The following is an 18,171-nucleotide window of genomic DNA, read 5'->3' on the forward strand; positions in this document are numbered from 1 at the left end:
TCGGGGTGCGGCGGGACGGTCCGGGCCCATGAGTGACGAGCCGCGCAACACCGCGCCGCGGGCATCGGTCCCGCCGGCCGCCCCCGCGAACACCCCGGTGATCGACTCCGCGCCCGCCGACCGTCCCACGCCGGGCGCGGAGCTCGCGGCCGCCCTGGCCGTGCTGGACCGGCTGCGCCGGACCTGGGGCGTGCCGGCCGAGCAGGCGGCCGAGGTCATCTGCGCGGCCCTGCTGTCGGTCGATTCCGGCACCCACCGCGACCGGGTCTGCTCCGCGGTGATCGCCGCGTTCGGGGCGCCTGTGTCCCAGCTTCGGAACGGCGCGGACGGGGACGGCGCCGCGGGGAGCCTCTGGGAGGTCTACGACGCGGCCCGGGAGGGCTCGTGGTCGCTGCCGGCCGCCGCCGTCCGTGACCGGGCGGCCGGGCGGGCGACCGAGGACGTCCTGGACCGGCTGCTGCACGCGGTCCTGCGGTTCGAGTCGTGCCGCCACGTCGGCCTCGTCCTGACGTTCAGCAACCGGCTCGCCAAGGCGTACGGGCTGGACGCCGACGACCTGCTCGCCGACGGCTGGCACGGGCTGATGCTGGCCCTGCGCAAGTACGACCCGAGCCGGTACGAGTTCTCCACCTACGCCGCCTACCGCATCTCCGGGACGATCCGGGACGGGATCCGCGCCCAGTCCCCCATCCCCAAACGGCTGACCACCTTCGTGCGGAAGGTGGCGCAGGTGGAGGAGGCGCTGCTGGCCGAGCTGCAGCGGCTGCCGACCTCCGGCGAGGTGGCCGCGCGCATGGGCGAGCAGGCCCGCTACCTGCCGCTGCGGCCCCGGCTGGCCCCGCAGACCTCCCTGGACGAGTTGCTGAACGGCGCCGCCGAGGACCGGCGCGGCCTCGAACCGGCCGCGCTGGTCGACGAGGAGTCGGCCGAGGCGGGCGCCGAACGGCGCATGTGCGCGGACCTGGTGCGGGCCGCGCTGGCGCGCCTGCCGCAGGAGCAGAGCACGGCGGTGCGGCTGCTGCACCTGGACGGGCTGTCGCTCGCCGAGGCCCGCCAGGTCACCGGCCTGCCGGCCCGGCAGCTGCGCGCGCACGCCGCCAGCGGCCTGGCGAGCCTGCGCCGCCAGACCCACCTTGCGGCATGGGCCCAGCGCGGGTGAGCCGCCGGCTCACCCGGTGTCCTGGTGGATCGGGTCGGCGAAGTCGAGCACGGCCTCGGCGGCGACGTCGAAGCGCAGTTCGTCGGCCGCCAGCAGGTCCAGCGCCGCCAGCCGCAGCGCCCGGCGGAGCTGCTCTCGCGGCAGCGCGGCGCCGATCACGCCGATGATCTCCCCCAGGCTCGCCCAGTGGTCCTCGCGCAGCCGCCCGGCCCGCCCGTGCGGGGCTCGCGCGCTGATCCGCTGGTGGGCGATCCGCAGGAGCCGGCGTTCGCCGTACAGGTCCGGGGCGCCGTGCCCGGCGGCGCGGGCCAGGATCGCCGACAGCGCGGCGTGCTCGGCCGGGCTGCGGCGGGCCCGCGCCGACCAGGGGCCGGGCGTCAGCCGCCCCCACAGGTCGGCGGCGATGATCGCGGCGGCCAGGTGGTGCGGCGGCGCCGGGGCCAGCGGGCTGCCGTGGCGGCAGGCCAGGGCCCGCAGCAGCGCGGCCCCCCGCTGAACGGGCAGGGGCGGCGCGCCGTAGCTGGTGATGAACGCGGCGGGGGCATCGACTTTCACTCCCCCAGCCTCGGCCCGCACCCGCGGCGCCCTGCCTGCGGCGGCGGGCCGGGACGGCACGGTCACCGGCGTGAGGACCCCTCGCAGCGCAGGAGGATTGCCGTGCCGCGGCCCGTGACCGCCACCCGCCCCGTCGGGCTGAGCCGCGAAGGCCAGCTGTTCCGGCTGGTGTTCGCCTACCGGCCCGACCTGGTCGAGCGTGCCCAGCGGCTGCCGTACGCGAGGTTCGACGCCGGCGCGGGCCGCTCCTGGACCTGCCTGGTGTGCGCCCAGTCGGTGGAGCAGCTGCGGCGCTGGCACTACGAGGGCCTGACCGACGTGTCCGCCGACGAGCTGCTGGCGCCCGGGGAGGATCCGCCCGAGTGCGCCGACGCGCTGCTGCGGCCGCACACCCGGGCCCGGCCGTTCGCGCTGCTGCTGGCCTGGCGTGATGAGGCGCTGACCGCGCGGCTGCGCGCGGTGCCGGGCGCGGCGCGCGCGGGCACGGGCACGCTGACGTTCCCGCCCGGCGCGGCGGCGGCGCTGGCCGAGCTGGTCCAGCGCGGGATCGTCGAGGACCCCGACCAGATCCTGCGCCCGGCCGAGGTCACGATCGCCTTCGACATCCGCACCGGCGGTTTCGCCTGCATCGGCGACCCGCGCGCGCAAAAGCACTTCGACGCGCACTTCCCGGCCCGCGACGTGGTGGCCGCCTGGCGGGACAAGGGGCTGGAGGTGGACTTCGCCGACGCGTTCTCGCGCGAGGTGTACCGCGGCGAGCTGGCCCGCGTCGGGCCGGGCGTGCAGCCGTACGGCATGGCGCTGGAGCTGCGCGACTACCAGAAGCGGGCGGTGGCGGTGGGCCTGGAGCGGTCCGGGCTGGCGGTGTTCGACGAACCCGGCGTCGGCAAGACGCCGGCGGCGATCGGCCTGGGCCACGAGCTGCTCCACCGCGGCGTCGTCGAGCGGGTCGTGGTCAGCCCGCCCGGGGGCATCCGCTCGCAGTGGCGGCAGGAGATCGTCAAGTTCACCGGATGCGACCCCGAGGAGATCGTGGTGGTCGCCGGAGGTCCGGGCAAGCGCGCCAAGGCCTACGCCGAGGCGGCCGACCGGCGCTGGCTGATCGTGCACCACGACGTGCTGCACCGCGACCTGGAGCAGATCGCGCCGCTGGTGCGGGGCGTGCTCCTGGTCGTCGACGAGGCCCACCGGTTCACCAATCCCCGGGCCCAGCGCACCCAGGCGCTCCGCCGGCTGATCCGGCGCTGCGCCCGCCAGCTCGTGCTGACCGGGACACCGGCCGAGAACAATCCCGCCGAGTGGTACGCGGTCCTGGGCACGTTGGCCGTCCCGGGCTGCCTGGGCGGCCCGGCCGACTTCCTCAACCGCTACCGCTACCCGCGGATGATCGGCGGCAGGCAGGCCGGCTACGAGGGCGAGCGCAACCTGCCGGAGCTGCGGGCCCGTTCGGCGCCGCACTTCCTGCGGCGGACCAAGGCCGAGGTGGTCGCGCACCTGCCGCCGCTGCGGTTCCACCACCTGCGGCTGGACCCCGGGCCGCGGTTCGCCGCGGCGCTGCGCCGCGCCCACCAGGCGGCGCGCGATGAGATCGTGGCCGCCGTCACCGGCGGGCGTCTGCCGGAGGACGCCGAAGACCTGGCCCAGGGCGCCGAGATGACGGCGACGGCGATGCTGCGGCTGCTGTGCTCCTCGCCCCGGCTGGTGCTGGGCTCGCAGGCGGCCTCCGCTCAGGCGCTGCGCGACAGCGGGCTGATCCCCGACGCCGACGGGCCCAAGCTGGACGAGCTGCGCGTCATGGCCGCCAAGATGCAGGCCGCCGGGGAGCGCATGGTGGTGTTCACCTTCTCCCGGCAGATGGCCGCGCTGATCGGGGAACGGCTGGGCGCCGACGGCATCCGCCACGTCCTGTACACCGGCGACACCTCCGCCGACGCCCGCGACCAGGCGGTGGCCGCCTTCACCACCCCCGGGGAGCCGATCGCGGGCACCGGCGCCGAGCGCACCGGGCCCACGGTGTTCGTGGCGACCGACGCCGGGGCCGAAGGGCTGAACCTGGGGCGGTGCTGCTCGACCCTGGTGAACTTCGACCTGCCCTGGACGCCCGGCCGGCTCGAGCAGCGGTCCAACCGCATCCACCGCGCCGACGGCGCCCACTCCAGCTACCTGGTGGTCAACCTGACCATCGCCGGCACCCTGGAGGAGGGGATCATGCGGCTGATCGAGCGGAAGGCGGCCGTCTCCGGCGCGCTGTTCGCCGAGCGGCGCCGCACCGCCGCCATCACCGGCCGCCGCAACCGGTCCCTGGTCGAACAGGCCCTGCACGACTGGGCGCGGGACGAGACCGCCGCGCCCCCGCGCGGCGACGAGACGGGCCGGGCGCGCGAGACAGATCAGGCGGGTGAGCCAGATCAGCTCGGCGTGATCTCCTCGGCCCCGCCGGCTCCCCCCGAGGCGTTACGGGAGGGCCCGCCCCGTGACCGCCGCCGCGGCGGCGGGCCTCGCGCCGGTTAGCGCAGCCATCGCAGCGCGGCGTCGGCGCAGTCCTCGGGGCTGCTGTTGAAGGCGATGGCCGCCCCTGGCGCGTGCCGCCGGACGAGGTTGACCACCTTCTCGAAGAGTTCGAGCAACGGCTCGTGCGTCCGGATGCCGCCCCCGATCACCACACAGGCGTAGTCGGCGCTGATCAGCGCCTGAATGATCGCCTTCTCGGGGTCCTCGTCGAGCGCCACCAGGCACCAGTCGGCCGTGATCGAGAGCTCGGTGAAACGGTCCCTGCCGCGTGCTATCGCCCGGTGGACCGGCTCTGGATCCCAGCCTTGGATCTTGGCCGGATCGAGGCCGATCACCAGTACTCGCGCCCCGGCCACGCGTCCTCCTCCATGGGTGCCTGCCCGCATCGGCGGCGCCGCGCCGATGCCCGGCCCCATCGGCATCATCGATCTTCTTCGCCAGCACGCCAAGACCCACGCCGCCGCCGGGGTCCTCGGGCGCTGGGTGACCGGCCCGGCCCGTGACACCGGAGGGCCGCCGGGACCCGGCCTTGACTCCGCGCGGCCTCCGGCATGACAACATCGAGACAACATCCTGCCGCGGCCGATCCACCGCAATCCGCCGCCCGGGCACCGCGGGGGCTGCGTGGAGGCCCGGGGCCGGCACGGTGGGGGTGGGGATCGCACGATCCTCGCCACCGGCGGGAACGGCACTGCCGATTCCCGTCCGCCGGCCCCGGAAAATCCGAGGTCAGCCGGGGGTCCGCTCCGCGTCGACCCTGTTGCGCAGATGCCGCACGGCATCACCCGACGACCGTGTCCGTGCCGCCGTCCCAGAGGTTGCGGCCCCGCCCGCCGCCCGGGACGTTCGGCTGCCAGATCCGCGTGATGCCCACGCGCGAGCCACGGCACGGGCCGCAGGGCCCGGCTGGGCGCTTGTTTCGGCCGGTCCGCACCGACATGGTCATCGGGGATGTTCGAGGCGGACATGAGGGATTGAGGGGCAGCAGGTGCAGGAGTTCGTCAACGAGGGCCGGTTCGCCGACGGGGGTGTGCTGGCGGGCGAGGGGCTTGCTTCCGGTGACGACCGCGGCGTCGACACGGTCGACCCGCAGATGAAGGACTACCGCGGCCAGAACGTGGAGCTGTTCGGCCGGCGCAAGCGGCTGTCCCGCCGCCTGGCGCAGCTGCGGGCCCGGGCCGACGCCGGAGACCTGGACTATGAGGAGGAGGTCGAGCTGGCCCGCCTGGGCCGCGAGTTCGAGGACCTGACCTACGAGATCATGGTGAGCAACTACGGGCTGGTGAAGTCGTATGTGGCCCGGTTCACCTCCAAGTCCACCGCCAACGCCGACGACTACGAGTCGGCCGGCCGGGTGGGGCTGCTGAGGGCCATCGACACCTACGATCCCTCCAAGGGGCCGTTCGGCCAGTGGGCGTTCAAGCCGATCCAGCGCGAGGTGCTCAAGGCCGTACGCGACGCCGAGCACCCGAACGTGAACATGACGGACTTCGAGAAGCGGCCGAAGATCCTGCGGGCCGCGGCGGACTTCCTCCGGGATCACGGGGACGGTGTGCCGCTGGACTACGACGACATCGCCGCCCGCGCCGAGGTGCCCGTCGGGCAGGTGCGGCGCGTGCTGGAGGCTCCCCGGCTGGACAGCCTGTCGGCCCCGCTGGCCGCGGCCGAGGGCGACATGTCGCTGGCCGACCGCATCGCCGACGCCGGTCCCGGTGTGGAGGACCAGGTGCTGCGCGCGTTCGACATGCGCGCGGTGACCGTGCGCGGCCTGCCGCATCTGGAGCCCCGGGAGCTGTTCGTGCTGGCCCGCCGGTTCTCCCTGGACGGTGAGCCCGCCCAGCCCCTGCGCGTGATCGGGGAGATGCTCGGCCTGTCCCGCGAGGGCGTCCGCCAGATCCAGGCCAAGGCGCTGGCCAAGCTGAACCACCCGGTGATCTTGGGTCTTCTGGTGTCGGAGGAGACGCCGCGGCCCGCCGCGGCGGAGGAGTCGCGCGACCGGCCCGCGGCCTGACCCCCCGCCACCGGCCCCTCCCAGCGTTTCATCAGGGTCCGCCCGGTGGTGGCCGCGCGCACGGTTCTGGCGAGCCCCGCGCCATCGCCGGGGCCGTACCCATCCCGGTCACCTCCGGCGACGTCCCCGATGCACCCGAAGGGGTGACGTGCTGGCCGCGCGGGCGTCGTCCGCCTCCCGCGGAGCGGCGATTTGCGTGGGGGTCGGGGCGGTGACGGTCGGGGGGATGAGCGAGGAAAGCAATGACGTTCGTGAGGCGAACCACCGTCTGCGGCGCGAGTACCTCGCCCTGCAGGCCGAGCTCGGCACGGGGCCCGGCGAGCGGCGCGCCCGCGCGCTGCGGTCGCGGATGTCCGCCATCGCCGAGGAGATCATGCGGACGAACAAGGGGCTGGCGGGGGAGGCGATCCGCCGGTTCGCCCGGCCGGGCGACACCGAGGACCTGCACGCCACCGCCATGCTGAAGCTGTGGGAGTGCTTCCTGGCCTGGGATCCGGACCAGGGGGCGAGCTTGGCCACGGTCGCCCGCAAGCCGCTCATGGGGGCGGTGAACCGGCAGGTCGCGGCCGACAACGGCATCAAGTACCACGACTGGACCGAGCGGCCGGGGATCCTGCGCACGATCGAGGAACTGGCCGTGCGCCTCGGCCGCTCCCCCACCGACCGGGAGGTGGCTCAGGCGACGGGACTGTCGGCCGACGCGGTCGCCCAGGCCCGGCGGCCCGCGCCGGCGAGCCTGGACGCGCCGGTGGGCCAGGAGGGTGAGGCGACGCTGGCGGATCTGCTGGATCCGCCCGGCGAGCCCGCCGTCCCGGAGGACCCCTGGCCCGCGGGTGTGCTCGACGTGGCCGCGGCCGAGCTCCCGCTGGACCAGCTGCTGGTCCTGGCCTACTGCGACGGGCTGGCCGGGTCCGCCCCGCTGCCCAACGTGATGGCCGCCCAGCAGCTCGGCGTCGGCCGGGGCGTCGTCACCGCCGCCCGCGCCTCGGCGGTGGCGAACCTCAGCCGGGCCCTGGCCGCCCGCGCCGGGCGCGAGGTGGACGTGGCCGCGCTCAGCGAGGTCACCGGCATCGCCGAGCGCACCCTGCGCAAGCTCCTGCGCACCTGACCGGTCCCGGCCCCGCGCCCGCCCGGATTCGCCGCGCCCGCCGCCGGGCATCACGTCCTGGCGGCGGGCGCGGTCGCCTTTCTGCCGCCACGCCTCCCCTCTCCGGCCGCCGGGCCCCTCTCCGGACGCTGGGCCCCCTCTCCGGACGACGCCGGGCCGCCTCGCCGGGGGCCGGGCGTCGCCGCCGCGCCCCCTGCGCCTGCCGGGCGCCGCGGACGCTCCTTGGTGACGCTCGCCGTCCGCGGCCGAGCGCGTTCCCATCGATGGAGGTCCCGTGGCGCGCACCAGCACAGCACCCTCGTTCGAACCGGTCGACGTCGACGCCGAAGAGAGCGTCCTGGCCGCCGTCCTCACCGACCCGCAGTGCCTGGACGACGTGGCCGGCAAGATCGGGCCCGAGGACTTCTCCGTGGCCGGGTACGGCACGATCTTCGCCGCGGTGCGGGCGTGCGCCGAGGCGGGCCTGCCGTGCGACCCGATCACGGTGACGGCCCAGCTGAAGAAGGCGCGGGCGCTGACGCGGGCCGGCGGCCGTGAGGCGCTGGAGGCCCTGCTCGCCAAGGGCGCCCACGTGCGCAACGTGGCCGCGCACGCCGACATCGTCGCCGATCGCGCCCTGGCCCGCCGGGTGATCGCCGCGGCGCGGCAGATCGCCACCACCGCCATGGCCCCCGAATGCTCCGGCGGCGACGCGCTGCTCGAGGCCGAGAAGACGGTCTTCGCCCTGGCGGCCAAGGGGCCGGCCGCCGACCTGGTGGACATGCCCGAATCGGTCAAGCAGACCCTGGAGCTGATCCGGCGGTCGCGGACCCAGCGGCTGATCGGCCACTCCACCGGTTTCGCCGAGCTGGACCGGCTGACCGCCGGCCTGCAGCCCGGGCAGCTCGTGATCCTGGCGGGCCGGCCCGCCATGGGCAAGACCAGCCTGGCCCTGCAACTGGCGCTGAACATGGCCGCCGACTCCGGCAAGACCGTCCCGTTCTTCAGCCACGAGATGACGCACCAGGAGCTGACCATGCGCGCCCTGGCCATGCACATGGGCTACGACCTGCACCGCCTGCGGCAGGGCATCGTCCCGCAGGACATGCAGGGCGCGCTGACGCGGGCCGCCGAGGCGGTCGCCGCCGCCCAGGTGAAGATCAGCGACAACCCGCCCGCCACCGTCTCCCAGCTGGGGTCGGTGCTGCGGCGGCTGTCCCGCAAGGAGCCGCTGGCCGCCGCGGTGATCGACTACGCCCAGCTGATGAGCGGCGAGCGCCGGGGCCGGGAGGAGAGCCGCACCAACGAGATCGGCGAGATCTCCCGCGGCGCCAAGCGGCTGGCCGCCGAGCTGGGCATCCCGATCGTGCTGCTGTCGCAGTTGAACCGGTCCCTGGAGGCGCGGGTGAACAAGCGGCCCGTCCCGTCCGACCTGCGCGAGTCGGGGTCGCTGGAGCAGGACGCGAGCCTGATCATGTTCGTGTACCGCGACGCGGTCTACCACCCCGACAGCGACCCGGAACAGGGCGAGCTGATCATCGCCAAGCAGCGCAACGGCCCCGCCCCGGTCACGATCCCCCTGCGCTGGTACGGCCCGGCCTCCCGCTGGGACGACGCCGGCCAGGCGTTCACCGAGCCGGCGGCGCCCCAGGCCGTACGCCAGGGAGCAGGCGCGGCGGACGCGTGGTGAGCGCGCGCCGGTGCCGGATCCGTCATCGATGTCAGCGCCGCCCGATCCCGCCCACGCGCGCCGAGCCGCCCCGGCGAGGCTCGCCGGGGCGGGATGGCGCGGTCCCCGCGCGAGCGGGCGGGGACCTGCCGGTCAGGGCGTGGCCCCGGACGGCGCCGGCAGTGAGGTGTACAGGGTGGCCAGGGCGGGCGCGATGGGGGCGTGGCGGTGCAGGGCGAGCCGGGCCCGGGCGGCCTGCCGCAGGGCGCGCTCGGCGGCGTCCAGGTCGTCCGCCGTCGCGGCCTGGACCAGCCGGCGCACCTGCGCGGCTTCGACGGCCGACAGGTGCGCGGCCACCAGCTCACGCAGCGCGGCCTTGGTGTCCGGGTGCCGCTCCCCCTTCCCGGTCAGGGCCGCGGCCGCCGCGGACGCGGCGGCGGCCACCGCCTCGGCGGCGGTGAACGACGGGCCGGCGGCGGGGGCGGCCAGCTCCGCCAGCCGGTCACACAGCGGCCGCGCCTGGTCGGCGGGCAGGCCGAGCACGTGCGGGACGAAGGGGGTGCGGGCCAGGAACGCCGCCGCGGCCGGGCCGGCGGGCACGCCCCGGCCGCCGAGCACAGCGGCGAGCCGCTCCGGGTCCAGTTCCGGCACGCGCAGGTGCCGCATCGCCCGGGAGCGGATCGTGTCCGCGAGGCCATCGGCGTCACGGCACGCCAGCACGAACACGGTGCCGTGCCCGGGCTCTTCCAATGGTTTGAGGAGCCGGTCGGCGGTGCCGGCGCTCATCTGGTCGGCGTCAGCGACCAGGATCACCTGCCGTTCCCCGGCCGGCCGCAGCCCGGCGGGCCGGGCGATCCGTTCCTCGACGTCGGCGACGGTCCACCTGCCCGTCTCCGGCACGGCCTGGTGCAGGTCGTGGGCGCGCATCCGGGCGGGGACCAGCGCCTGCGCCAGGCGCCGGGCCACCAGCAGGGCCAGGTACGGCTGCGCGCAGCTGACCAGGACCACGCCGTCGGGCAGGCCGTCCGTCTCCGGCAGGAGGCCGTCGACGGCGGCGAGGGCCAGGAGCTCTTCGTCGGTGACACTCATGGCCCGTACCGTCCGCCGGGCCCGCTCGCCCGCCAGACCCGCGCGTCGCAGGCGCCGCGCCGCCGGATGCTCCGGTCATGGGTTCAGGTGGAGGAGGCGCATGAGCAGCATGACGGTCAGTGCGCAGAGCACCGCCAGGCACAGCGTGAAGACGACCATCTCCAGATTGACACGGCGCCGCCGCGACCGGCGGTGCCGCCCAGGACGGCCGGTCACCGCCGCTTCCGCTTCTTGCGGCGCTTGGCGAACCCGAGGAGCTCCACACCGGCCATGGCCACCACCACGACACCGAGGCCGGCCAGGCCCGCGAGCACGAACCGCAGGGGATCGGTGGGGCCGATCCTCCTGCCGCGCGTCTCATGGACGCCCCGCCCGGGAAGGGAGGGTCGCGGTGGCCGGGCGGCGGCCGCGGGCCGCAGCCGGGTGACGGCCGCGCCGCCGCCGCACAGCGCGGCCGGGCCGGCGCCCGCCGCCCGGGCCGGGCACACGGCCCGCCGGTGGGTGCCGGGCGCGGCCGCGGGGGCCGCCGTCGCGGGCGAGAGGGCGGGGAAGGCGGCGAAGGACGATGCCGCGGTGGTCCCGGCCGTGACCGGGCCCGGCCGCGGGGGCGCGGGCTGGGCCAGCAGGCCGGCCACGGTCAGCGCCGCGGCCGCGGCGTGCGCGAGAGCCGGCGTGAACGTCACGGGTCCCCCTTCGGGGAGTGGGCGGGCAGGGGTGGTGCACGGACAGGGCGCTGGCCCCGGACCGGGGCCGGCGCCCTGGATCGTCGCCGTGCCCGGCGCGGGGGCAACGTCTGCGACCGGCGAGCCCCGGGTCGAACCCCCTGGCCCGCTCGCCCCAGCGGGAAGGCCGCACCCCCTCGCACGTCGCGTCCGTGGAAGGGGGTGCTCGTCAGGGGCGGGAGGCCAGCTCCATGACCCTCTCGTGCGGGATCTTCCAGATGACCACCAGCTCGGCGTACTTGTGCAGGTCCAGGCCGGCGCCGAAGGCCTCGAGCACCTCGTCGCGCGAGGCCCGGGCCCGTGCCGTGGCCCAGGCGGCGATGACGTCGGCGTCGTCGGTCAGGTCCAGCAGATCCATCAGCTCGCCCAGGGTGATCCGCGGCAGGGCGATGCGGAAGAGCGCCGGCGTGGCGCCCTTGTCGAGTGCTGCCATCAGCTCCGCGTGCGACATCGACCGCCGGAGACGGACGTAGTCGTCGGGCCAGATGTCCCGCTCGCAGGCGGCGACGATCTGGGCGTGCTCGGCGATGTCCCGGGCGGGAACGTACTGCTGCTCGGCGATGCCGCGGGCCAGCGCGTCCTCCAGCTCGGCGCGGGTGCAGTAGGTGGCCGAGCGGAGGAGGCCCGCCTCCTCCCACTCGACCGCGCGCCGCCCGGCGGCCGCCGCGGCCAGGATCGCCTCGTGGCCGGCCCGGTGCCGGTCCCGCGTGTACTCGTGCGGCGCGATGCCGGCCGCCAGCACCTCGGCGGTCTGCTCCCGGCCGGCGATCGAACGCAGCCGGGCGTAGGCGTTCAGGGGAATCTCCCGCGCCAGGACCTCCTCGACCTCCTCGCGCGGCAGGCGCCGGCGCGCCTGCGCGTACTCGCGCAGATCGATTCCGGCGGCGACCGCTTCCTCGGCCTCCTGGCGGGGCACGAACCGGCGCACGATCATGTAGTCCAGCGGGTTGACCCCGGCCCGGACGGCGTACAGCGCCTCCTCGGCGGAGAGCTCGCCGCGGGCCTGGCAGTAGTGCAGCTCGCTGACGCCGTGCTCGGCGAGAAGCCGCTGGATGGTCGGCTGTTGCGTCGATGACACCACGCGCTCCTTCGGTTGATGTCCGCTCATCGACCGCCACCGTGACCGCGTCCGCCCCGGCGCAAGCAGGCGCCGCCCGCCCCAGGACCGCGAGCCGCGCCCCCGGCCGGGGCGGCGCTTGGGCGAGGTGATCACGCGGGCACGGTCCCCCGCCGACCCCGAGGACACGGGCACAAAGGAAGAGGCGATTCATGAACTGGGCGATCCGCGGCGCGGTCGAGGACATGCGGAAGGCGTCGGATGCCGCCGAGGCGCTGATGTGGCCGCGCCGGGCCGCCGCCGCCGCGGCGCGGTGTCACCTGCGCGAGTTCGTCATCGGCGGGCGCGTCTACTGGCGCCCGGTCTTCTGCGACGAGCGGGCCTTCGAGAACCACGTCGGGGGGCTGTTCGGAACCTGCTACCCCGACCACGTCGAGTGGCGCTCCTGGGAGGGCGGTCTCGCGCGGACTCCCGGCTGGGAGCTGCGGATGCGCCAGGAGCAGGGGTCCGGCCGGGTCCTGCTGTACGTCGTGGACCGCGACGGCCGGCGCGTCCCGCTGGGAACGCATGCCGACGCCGACGTGGTGGGCGACATGCTCAACGACCTGGGGCAGGTGAGGGACGCCCTCCACCTGCTGCCGCATCTGACGTACTGACACACCACATCCCGGGGCCCGCCACGAGCGGGCCCCTGTCGTCGTTCACGCCCCACCGCATGCCGCGCGCAAGGCCGGTCGGGCGGGCCGTACCGACACTGGCGTCATGGCCACAACCAAGCCGGGCTGGTTGCCCGATCCCTACACGGCCGACACCGAGGAGCAACTGCTGCGCTTCTTCGACGGCCTCCGGTTCACCGAACACGTCTACGATCCGGCCCGCCAGGATCCTCCCGACGTGGCCGCGGCCGCGCTGGCCGGGTTCGGGGCGGCGCCGCCCGCGCCCCCGGCGCCACCACCCGCCGCGAGGACGGACACCCGTCCGTCTCCCGCGCCGCCACCTGCGGCGGGCGGTTCGGCGGCGGCCATGGGGACCTGGGGCGCTGCCGCTCCGGCCGCGCAGGCCGGGCAGGCCGCGCAGGCCAAGGGCAAGGACACCGGCCGCACGCCCCCGGCGGCTGCCGCCCCGGCGAGTGGGTGGAAGACGCCCGAGCCGCGCGCCGCCGACGCCGAGACCACGGCGTCCAGGTCCACCGGCGCCACCCCCTCCGCCACCGCCCCAAGCGCGACCGTGCCAAGCGCCACCGTGCCAGGCACCACCGTGCCAAGCTCCATCGTGCCCACCGGCGGCGCCACGTCCGCCGGCGCGGCGGCGGGCGGGCGGTGGACCAGCCTCCCGGACGCCGAGCCCCCGCCACCCCAGGCGGCGGCCGAACCCGCCCCGGCCGCGCACGACTGGCCTCCGGCCGAGCCTCCGCCGGAGCGCTCCCCCTGGAGCCGCGCCATCCCCGAACCGGACCGGGCCGCCGGGCACGATCCCGGCGAGGGGGCGGCCGAGACGGGCGAGATCATCCCGCTCCGGGACGCGCCCGACATCTCCACCCCCATCCTGGTACGGGCCCGGGCCGCGCTGGACCGGCCCCCGGTCAAGACGTCGCTCGTGAGCCTGGCCGCCGTCGTGTTCGTCGGCGCCTCCGCCGTCTGGCCGGCCGCGCCCGTCGAGCAGCGGACCCCGCCGGGTTGCGCCGCGCTGGGAACCGCGCTGGACGGGTACGCCTCGGCCGCCGACCCTCAGCAGCGCGAGGGGTACCGCCAGGCCCTCATCCCCCTGGTGGAACGCGCCGCCCGCGACCCCGCCGCGGCCACCGAGGTACGCCAGGCCGCGCAGAACGCTCTGCCGCTCCTGCGCGGAGACCACGGCGCACCCTCCTCCGGGGCGGCGGCGCCGCTGGCCGAGGCCTGCGGGCGCAGCTGACAGGGGAGCGCTTCACGTGCGCTCCCCTGTGCTCCTTCGTACTCCCTCGCGTGGGCGGAGGGCCGATCCGGATGGTCTCGGCGTGCGAGCCGTCGCCCCGGACGCCGGCCCCGCCTCGCGTACCGCGGGCAGGCGCAGGGGCGCACGTCCGGTCAGGTCCGCGAGGACTGGCGTGCCCACAGGCGGTCAAAGGCGCGCTCCGCCTCCCGCACCGTGGCGAACTGGCCCGGAACGCGGTGCAGGACGCCGGGCAGGTCCGCGGCGGAGCAGACGTAGACGCCGCGGGTGACGAACGGGGCGTTGGTCATTCCCGGCAAGCACACCACGGCCGTCGCCTCGACCGGCCGCCCGAGCTCGGCGGTCAGCGCCTGCGACAGCAGGCGGGCCTGGGACCTGGCCTGGCCGACCGGGTCGCGCGGCAGGGCCTTGCGCCCGGCCCACAGCGTCTCGTTCCGCGCCCGGACCTGGCCGTACCCGGTCTTGACCTCGATGACCACCGCGCCCAGGCCGCGCGTGGCCAGCGCCACGTCGCAGTCGCCGGACCCGCGGCCCAGCACGAGCCCGTAGCACACCACCGGCGGCTGGGCGCGGCGCAGGACCTGGCGCACCTGCTGTTCGGACCGCACGCCGACGGCGGCCTGGGAGGCGCGCGTCCACAGGGAAGCGGCCCGGCTCCCCGTGACGGCCGCCACGGCGACCAGCGCGAGCGCCGCCGCCACGGCCAGCCAGCGGGCCGGGGGCTGCGCCGCCAGGCCTGCCAGCATGGCCACGGCGGCGCCGATGGCGGCGCCCACCGTTTGGGCCGCATGGCCGGCGCTGCCGCCCCGCCGCTTCCATTTCTGCTCGTTGGCCCATTGGGCCGGTTTGCCGTGTTCCTTCATGCCGGGTGACCGTCCGGCGGCGCGGTGCGGCGACATCCAGCGCCGCTCCACGCGTGGCGGCCGCCCCCGGTGACGCGCCGGTCATCGGGGGCGGTGGCAGGGCTCGTACGCGGTCGTACGCGGTCGTGCGTGGTCGTGCGTGGTCAGCGGCGGAACCTGGCCGTGTGGCGGGCCCAGATGCGGCCGAAGGCGCGTTCGGCCTCGGCGGCGTCGGTGAACTGGGCGGGCAGGGTGTTCAGCAGCTCGGGCAGCTGCCGGTCCGAGCACACGTGCACACCGCCCTCGGTGGTGAACGCGGCGTGGCGCATGCGGGGAACGCACACCACGGCGGCGGCCCGGGCGGGCCGCCCCAGTTCCCTGGTCAGGGCCTTGGACAGCAGGCCGGCCTGGAACGCGGCGTGTTCGGCGGGGTCGCCGCCGGGGCGCAGCACCCTGCCGCGCCGCGCTCCGGCGCGCGGGCGCACTCGCCTGCGCGCGGGCGCGATCTCGACGGCCGCCGCCCCGAGGGAGCGTGTGGCCAGCGCGATGTCGCAGTCGCCGGTGTAGTACGCCAGCTCCGCGCCGTGGCACACGACGGGGAACCCGCCCGCTGCCAGCGCCGGTCGCAGCCTCTCCTCGGCCTTCACCGCGCGGGCCGCCCGCCTCCATCTCCGATAGCCGCTGATCTCCTCCGGCGGCAGGCAGACGACGCAGGCGGTCATGAAGGCGGCGGCGACGGTGGCGGCCCAGAACGGGCTCTTGCTCACCAGCAGGGTTACGCCGGACACGAGCAGTGCCGCCGCGGCGTACGCCGTCAGGTGCGCCCGGAGCATCTGGCGGTGCCCGGCGCGTCTGTCCCGCTGCTGTCTGGCCAGACTGGCCGGTTCTCCGAATGTCCTCATGCCGGAGAGCGTCCGGCGCCTCGCCCACGGCACCACGGTCCCGCGGCGGGCCTGGGGGCAGTCCTCGCGGCGCAGCGTGTCCACGGCCTGCTGGACGACGGTGCCGAAGTCCGCCTCGTCGATGACGACGCGGTCCGATCCAGAGCCGAATGCGTGACCGGGGCCCGGCCCCGCGTCCACGGACGTGCACAGAAGTACAGCCGCGTGCGTGGCGATGGCCGTACTTCCCGGCTGTACAGCTGACCGTACCTGCCCGGGGTGGACGTCTCCGCTCACCCGGGCGGTGTCACGGTCCTGGAGCGACATCATGGCCGACTTCCTTCGTTCTCACCCTGAGTCACTCATCAGCGAGAGTGGGCCAGAGCCCGAGAACGTCAGTGGTTTGCGCCACGTGAAGTCAGTGGCGGCGACCCGTCGCTCATGCGCGGCGCCCGGATCGGCATGCGGGCCCGGCCGGCAGGGGCCGGGAACAGCGGCCCTGGGTGGGACGAGTGGCCCTGGATCGGATCTGTGCGAGGGAGCCGCGGGTCGGCGTGCCGATCAGGTGGCCCTTTTGCGGGGGGCGGCAGGCCGTACGCGGGGACGCAGCCGGGTGCGCACGTCGTCCATGATGTCGGCGAGCTGGGCGATCTGCTCGTCGGTCAGGAGGTCGATCAGGCCGTCGCGGACCGCCTCCACATGTCCGGGCGCGGTCTTCTCCAGGAGCCGCCGGCCGTCGTCGGTGATGACGACCATGGCCCTGCGTTCGTCGCTGGCGTCGGTTTCGCGGCGGAGCAGGCCGGCCTTCTCCAGCTGGGCCACCTGGTAGCTCAGGCCGCTGCGCGAGGTGATCATCAGGTCGGCGAGTTCGGTGATGCACCGGTGCTGGGGGGCGCACTCGTTGGCCCAGTGCAGGATCTCGTACTGGATCATGGTGAGCCCGGCATCCTGTCGAAGCTGCCGCTCCACGTGGCGCTGGATCAGGCCGGAGGCTTCCAGGAAGCCGGTCCAGGCGCGCATCTGCGTCTCGGTCAACCACCGCGGTCCGCTCATGGGGAGAGCCTACCCGAGTTGCGTCGAATTCGACGCAACCGTACGATCAACCCCGTTGCATCGATGCGTCGAATTCGACGCATTTCGGGTCGTGTCATCGACGCGCCTCACCCCTCGGAAAGGGCCTCTCATGAAGATCAGCATCATCGGCAAGGGCAACGTCGGCTCCGCGTTGGAGCGTCGTCTTGCCACGGTCGGGCACACGGTCGCCACGGCGGACTCTTCCACCGCTGCGGACCAGGTCGCGGCGCAGGTCGCCGAGGCCGACGTCACCGTGCTGGCCGTGCCGTTCCCCGCCATCGCCCGGCTCGACCCGCAGATCAAGAGCGCCCTGCGGGACAGGGTCGTGATCGATGTCACCAACCCGCTGGCGGCCGACTTCATGTCGCTGACCATCGGGCACACCACCTCGGCGGGTGAGCAGGTCGCCGCCGCACTGCCCGGCGCCCGGGTGGTCAAGGCCTTCAACACCGTCTTCGCCGCCACCCTGGACACCCCCGGCCTGTTCCTGCCGGTGGCCTCCGACGATGAGGCCGCCAAGAAGACCGTGCTGGAGCTCGGCACGCAGCTCGGCTTCGACGCCGTGGACGCCGGCCCGCTGGCCAACGCCCGCTACCTGGAGCCGGCCGTGGAACTGCTGATCCAGCTCGCGTACGGGCAGGGCATGGGAGCAGGCATCGGCTTCACCCTGGCACGGGGATGACGATCCCGACGTGGACGGCGAGATTCCTCCAGACGAAGCCTTCAGATGGCTCCAGACGGCCGAGGAGACATGCCCTGACGCCTGGACATGAGGAGGGTGTCCTTGCTGGAGGCCCCCTCAGCTCCTCGGCTCGCTTCGGGGGCACACCGACGCCGGCGTCCCCCACCTGTCCCCACCTGAGGAAGGCGTTTCCCCAGGTCACAACAGGCTGAGGGCCTGGGGGCGGGGGCCGTCCGGAGAGCGGGTCCGGCCCGCCGCCCGACCGTCGCGGCGGGGCGGCGGGCCGCGACACCCGCCGGGCGGGGCGGGCGGTCCCGGCCAGGTCATGGAACGGCTTGCGCGTGCCTGGCCGGGCCGTGCGGGTGATGGTGGTCGGGTCAGGGGGAGGTGCTGAGCCAGTCGCCGGCCTCGGCGAACTTGTCCCGGACCTGGCGAGGGACGGCGGCCAGGGCGGTGCGGGGCTCGTCCGCGCGGGCCGCGGCGCGGCGGATGCCGGCGGCCGCCGCCGGGCGCCGGTCCTCCTCCCGCCGCTGCTCGATCAGCCGGGTCACCCAGTCGCGGACGCTCACCCGTCCGGTGATCACCTCGCGCGGGATGACCAGGGGGCGGCCCGCGCGGGGTAGCTCGACGCGGTCGACGTACACCTTCAGGGTGGTCGCGGGGCCGGGGCGGTGGGCGCTCAGCAGCACGCTCACCTCCAGGCAGCCGGTGCCGGGCGTGTCCGGGCGGGAGGACGCCTCGGCGCGCGCCGCCTCGATGAGCCGGCCGACGCGGCGGCGCAGGCAGTCCAGGTCGGCGGCGCCGGAGGCGAGCCGGTCCAGGGTGTCGTTCCAGTCGGTTCCGGTCATGGGTCTCCGTTGCGGTCAGGTGGTGGCGAGTCCCCTGCCAGCGTCCGGGCGTGAC

At 75.4% G+C, this 18,171-nt stretch carries 18 protein-coding genes; 8 read left to right on the plus strand and 10 right to left on the minus strand.

Annotated features, from left to right (window positions below; genetic code table 11):
• The first annotated feature begins 28 nt into the window (after nt 1-28).
• A complete protein-coding gene (locus D5H75_RS31575; RefSeq protein ID WP_119930229.1) occupies nt 29-1,159 on the plus strand; it encodes a sigma-70 family RNA polymerase sigma factor in 1,131 nt (376 codons plus the stop codon).
• A gap of 9 nt (nt 1,160-1,168) precedes the next feature.
• Here the strand turns inward: D5H75_RS31575 and D5H75_RS31580 are convergent, their stop codons facing one another.
• Complete coding sequence (locus tag D5H75_RS31580) at nt 1,169-1,714, minus strand: hypothetical protein (RefSeq protein WP_119930230.1); 546 nt, start codon at nt 1,712-1,714, stop codon at nt 1,169-1,171.
• Between the two features lie 102 nt (nt 1,715-1,816).
• Here D5H75_RS31580 and D5H75_RS31585 point away from each other — a divergent pair, with 102 nt between their 5' ends.
• Nucleotides 1,817-4,225, plus strand: a complete 2,409-nt coding sequence (locus tag D5H75_RS31585; RefSeq protein WP_119930231.1) for a DEAD/DEAH box helicase — start codon at nt 1,817-1,819, stop codon at nt 4,223-4,225.
• Here the strand turns inward: D5H75_RS31585 and D5H75_RS31590 are convergent.
• Nucleotides 4,222-4,581, minus strand: a complete 360-nt coding sequence (locus D5H75_RS31590) for a hypothetical protein (protein ID WP_119930232.1) — start codon at nt 4,579-4,581, stop codon at nt 4,222-4,224. The genes D5H75_RS31585 and D5H75_RS31590 overlap by 4 nt on opposite strands.
• Before the next feature lie 632 nt (nt 4,582-5,213).
• Between D5H75_RS31590 and D5H75_RS31595 the strand changes: the two genes are divergently transcribed.
• From D5H75_RS31595 to dnaB, 3 genes are all read left to right on the plus strand, one after another.
• Nucleotides 5,214-6,236, plus strand: coding sequence for a sigma-70 family RNA polymerase sigma factor (locus D5H75_RS31595; protein ID WP_119930233.1), 1,023 nt, complete (start codon nt 5,214-5,216; stop codon nt 6,234-6,236).
• Between the two features lie 226 nt (nt 6,237-6,462).
• Complete coding sequence (locus D5H75_RS31600; protein ID WP_147425332.1) at nt 6,463-7,344, plus strand: sigma-70 family RNA polymerase sigma factor; 882 nt, start codon at nt 6,463-6,465, stop codon at nt 7,342-7,344.
• Between the two features lie 274 nt (nt 7,345-7,618).
• Entirely contained in the window at nt 7,619-9,013 is a 1,395-nt protein-coding gene (dnaB, locus tag D5H75_RS31605; protein WP_202638700.1) for a replicative DNA helicase, read from the plus strand.
• 132 nt (nt 9,014-9,145) lie between these two features.
• On the opposite strand, the gene D5H75_RS31610 is transcribed toward dnaB, so the two are convergent.
• The 4 genes from D5H75_RS31610 to D5H75_RS31620 all read right to left on the minus strand — a co-directional run bounded on the left by D5H75_RS31610 (nt 9,146) and on the right by D5H75_RS31620 (nt 11,881).
• Entirely contained in the window at nt 9,146-10,081 is a 936-nt protein-coding gene (locus D5H75_RS31610; RefSeq protein WP_119930236.1) for a hypothetical protein, read from the minus strand.
• Nucleotides 10,082-10,156: 75 nt separating this feature from the next.
• Nucleotides 10,157-10,297, minus strand: a complete 141-nt coding sequence (locus tag D5H75_RS42130; protein ID WP_202638701.1) for a hypothetical protein — start codon at nt 10,295-10,297, stop codon at nt 10,157-10,159.
• Nucleotides 10,294-10,764: a hypothetical protein gene (locus D5H75_RS31615; protein WP_119930237.1), complete on the minus strand. Its 471-nt coding sequence runs from the start codon at nt 10,762-10,764 to the stop codon at nt 10,294-10,296. Before D5H75_RS31615 ends, D5H75_RS42130 begins: the two co-directional genes overlap by 4 nt.
• 208 nt (nt 10,765-10,972) lie before the next feature.
• Nucleotides 10,973-11,881: a hypothetical protein gene (locus D5H75_RS31620; RefSeq protein ID WP_147425333.1), complete on the minus strand. Its 909-nt coding sequence runs from the start codon at nt 11,879-11,881 to the stop codon at nt 10,973-10,975.
• Nucleotides 11,882-12,072: 191 nt separating this feature from the next.
• Here D5H75_RS31620 and D5H75_RS31625 point away from each other — a divergent pair, with 191 nt between their 5' ends.
• Nucleotides 12,073-12,516 carry a hypothetical protein gene (locus tag D5H75_RS31625; RefSeq protein WP_119930239.1) on the plus strand — a complete coding sequence of 148 codons (444 nt, stop codon included), beginning with the start codon at nt 12,073-12,075 and terminating at the stop codon, nt 12,514-12,516.
• 106 nt (nt 12,517-12,622) lie between these two features.
• Nucleotides 12,623-13,771 (plus strand): DUF2510 domain-containing protein, encoded by a 1,149-nt coding sequence (locus tag D5H75_RS31630; protein ID WP_119930240.1) that lies wholly within the window; start codon nt 12,623-12,625, stop codon nt 13,769-13,771.
• Nucleotides 13,772-13,923: 152 nt separating this feature from the next.
• Here the strand turns inward: D5H75_RS31630 and D5H75_RS31635 are convergent, their stop codons facing one another.
• The 3 genes from D5H75_RS31635 to D5H75_RS31645 all read right to left on the minus strand — a co-directional run bounded on the left by D5H75_RS31635 (nt 13,924) and on the right by D5H75_RS31645 (nt 16,565).
• The gene (locus tag D5H75_RS31635) at nt 13,924-14,535 is read right to left on the minus strand and encodes a nuclease-related domain-containing protein (RefSeq protein WP_242454643.1); all 612 of its coding nucleotides are present in this window, start codon (nt 14,533-14,535) and stop codon (nt 13,924-13,926) included.
• Nucleotides 14,536-14,795: 260 nt separating this feature from the next.
• Nucleotides 14,796-15,713 carry a hypothetical protein gene (locus D5H75_RS31640; protein ID WP_119930242.1) on the minus strand — a complete coding sequence of 306 codons (918 nt, stop codon included), beginning with the start codon at nt 15,711-15,713 and terminating at the stop codon, nt 14,796-14,798.
• Nucleotides 15,714-16,073: 360 nt separating this feature from the next.
• Entirely contained in the window at nt 16,074-16,565 is a 492-nt protein-coding gene (locus tag D5H75_RS31645) for a MarR family winged helix-turn-helix transcriptional regulator (protein WP_119930243.1), read from the minus strand.
• 130 nt (nt 16,566-16,695) lie between these two features.
• On the opposite strand from D5H75_RS31645, the gene D5H75_RS31650 reads away from it, so the two are divergent.
• Nucleotides 16,696-17,268 carry an NADPH-dependent F420 reductase gene (locus D5H75_RS31650; protein WP_119930244.1) on the plus strand — a complete coding sequence of 191 codons (573 nt, stop codon included), beginning with the start codon at nt 16,696-16,698 and terminating at the stop codon, nt 17,266-17,268.
• A gap of 377 nt (nt 17,269-17,645) precedes the next feature.
• Here D5H75_RS31650 and D5H75_RS31660 read toward each other — a convergent pair whose 3' ends face one another.
• Complete coding sequence (locus tag D5H75_RS31660; protein WP_119930245.1) at nt 17,646-18,116, minus strand: hypothetical protein; 471 nt, start codon at nt 18,114-18,116, stop codon at nt 17,646-17,648.
• Between the last annotated feature and the right edge of the window lie 55 nt (nt 18,117-18,171).

The sequence above is a fragment of the Bailinhaonella thermotolerans genome (assembly GCF_003594875.1).
Lineage (GTDB): Bacteria > Actinomycetota > Actinomycetes > Streptosporangiales > Streptosporangiaceae > Bailinhaonella > Bailinhaonella thermotolerans.

Bases quoted from the DNA above. Each gene is read 5' to 3' on its own strand.
- D5H75_RS31575 (WP_119930229.1), top strand. From the start codon at position 29: ATGAGTGACGAGCCGCGCAACACCGCGCCGCGGGCATCGGTCCCGCCG.
- D5H75_RS31600 (WP_147425332.1), top strand. From the start codon at position 6,463: ATGAGCGAGGAAAGCAATGACGTTCGTGAGGCGAACCACCGTCTGCGG.
- D5H75_RS31610 (WP_119930236.1), bottom strand. From the start codon at position 10,081: ATGAGTGTCACCGACGAAGAGCTCCTGGCCCTCGCCGCCGTCGACGGC.
- D5H75_RS31625 (WP_119930239.1), top strand. From the start codon at position 12,073: ATGAACTGGGCGATCCGCGGCGCGGTCGAGGACATGCGGAAGGCGTCG.
- D5H75_RS31630 (WP_119930240.1), top strand. From the start codon at position 12,623: ATGGCCACAACCAAGCCGGGCTGGTTGCCCGATCCCTACACGGCCGAC.
- D5H75_RS31635 (WP_242454643.1), bottom strand. From the start codon at position 14,535: ATGCTGGCAGGCCTGGCGGCGCAGCCCCCGGCCCGCTGGCTGGCCGTG.
- D5H75_RS31645 (WP_119930243.1), bottom strand. From the start codon at position 16,565: ATGAGCGGACCGCGGTGGTTGACCGAGACGCAGATGCGCGCCTGGACC.
- D5H75_RS31650 (WP_119930244.1), top strand. From the start codon at position 16,696: ATGAAGATCAGCATCATCGGCAAGGGCAACGTCGGCTCCGCGTTGGAG.
- D5H75_RS31660 (WP_119930245.1), bottom strand. From the start codon at position 18,116: ATGACCGGAACCGACTGGAACGACACCCTGGACCGGCTCGCCTCCGGC.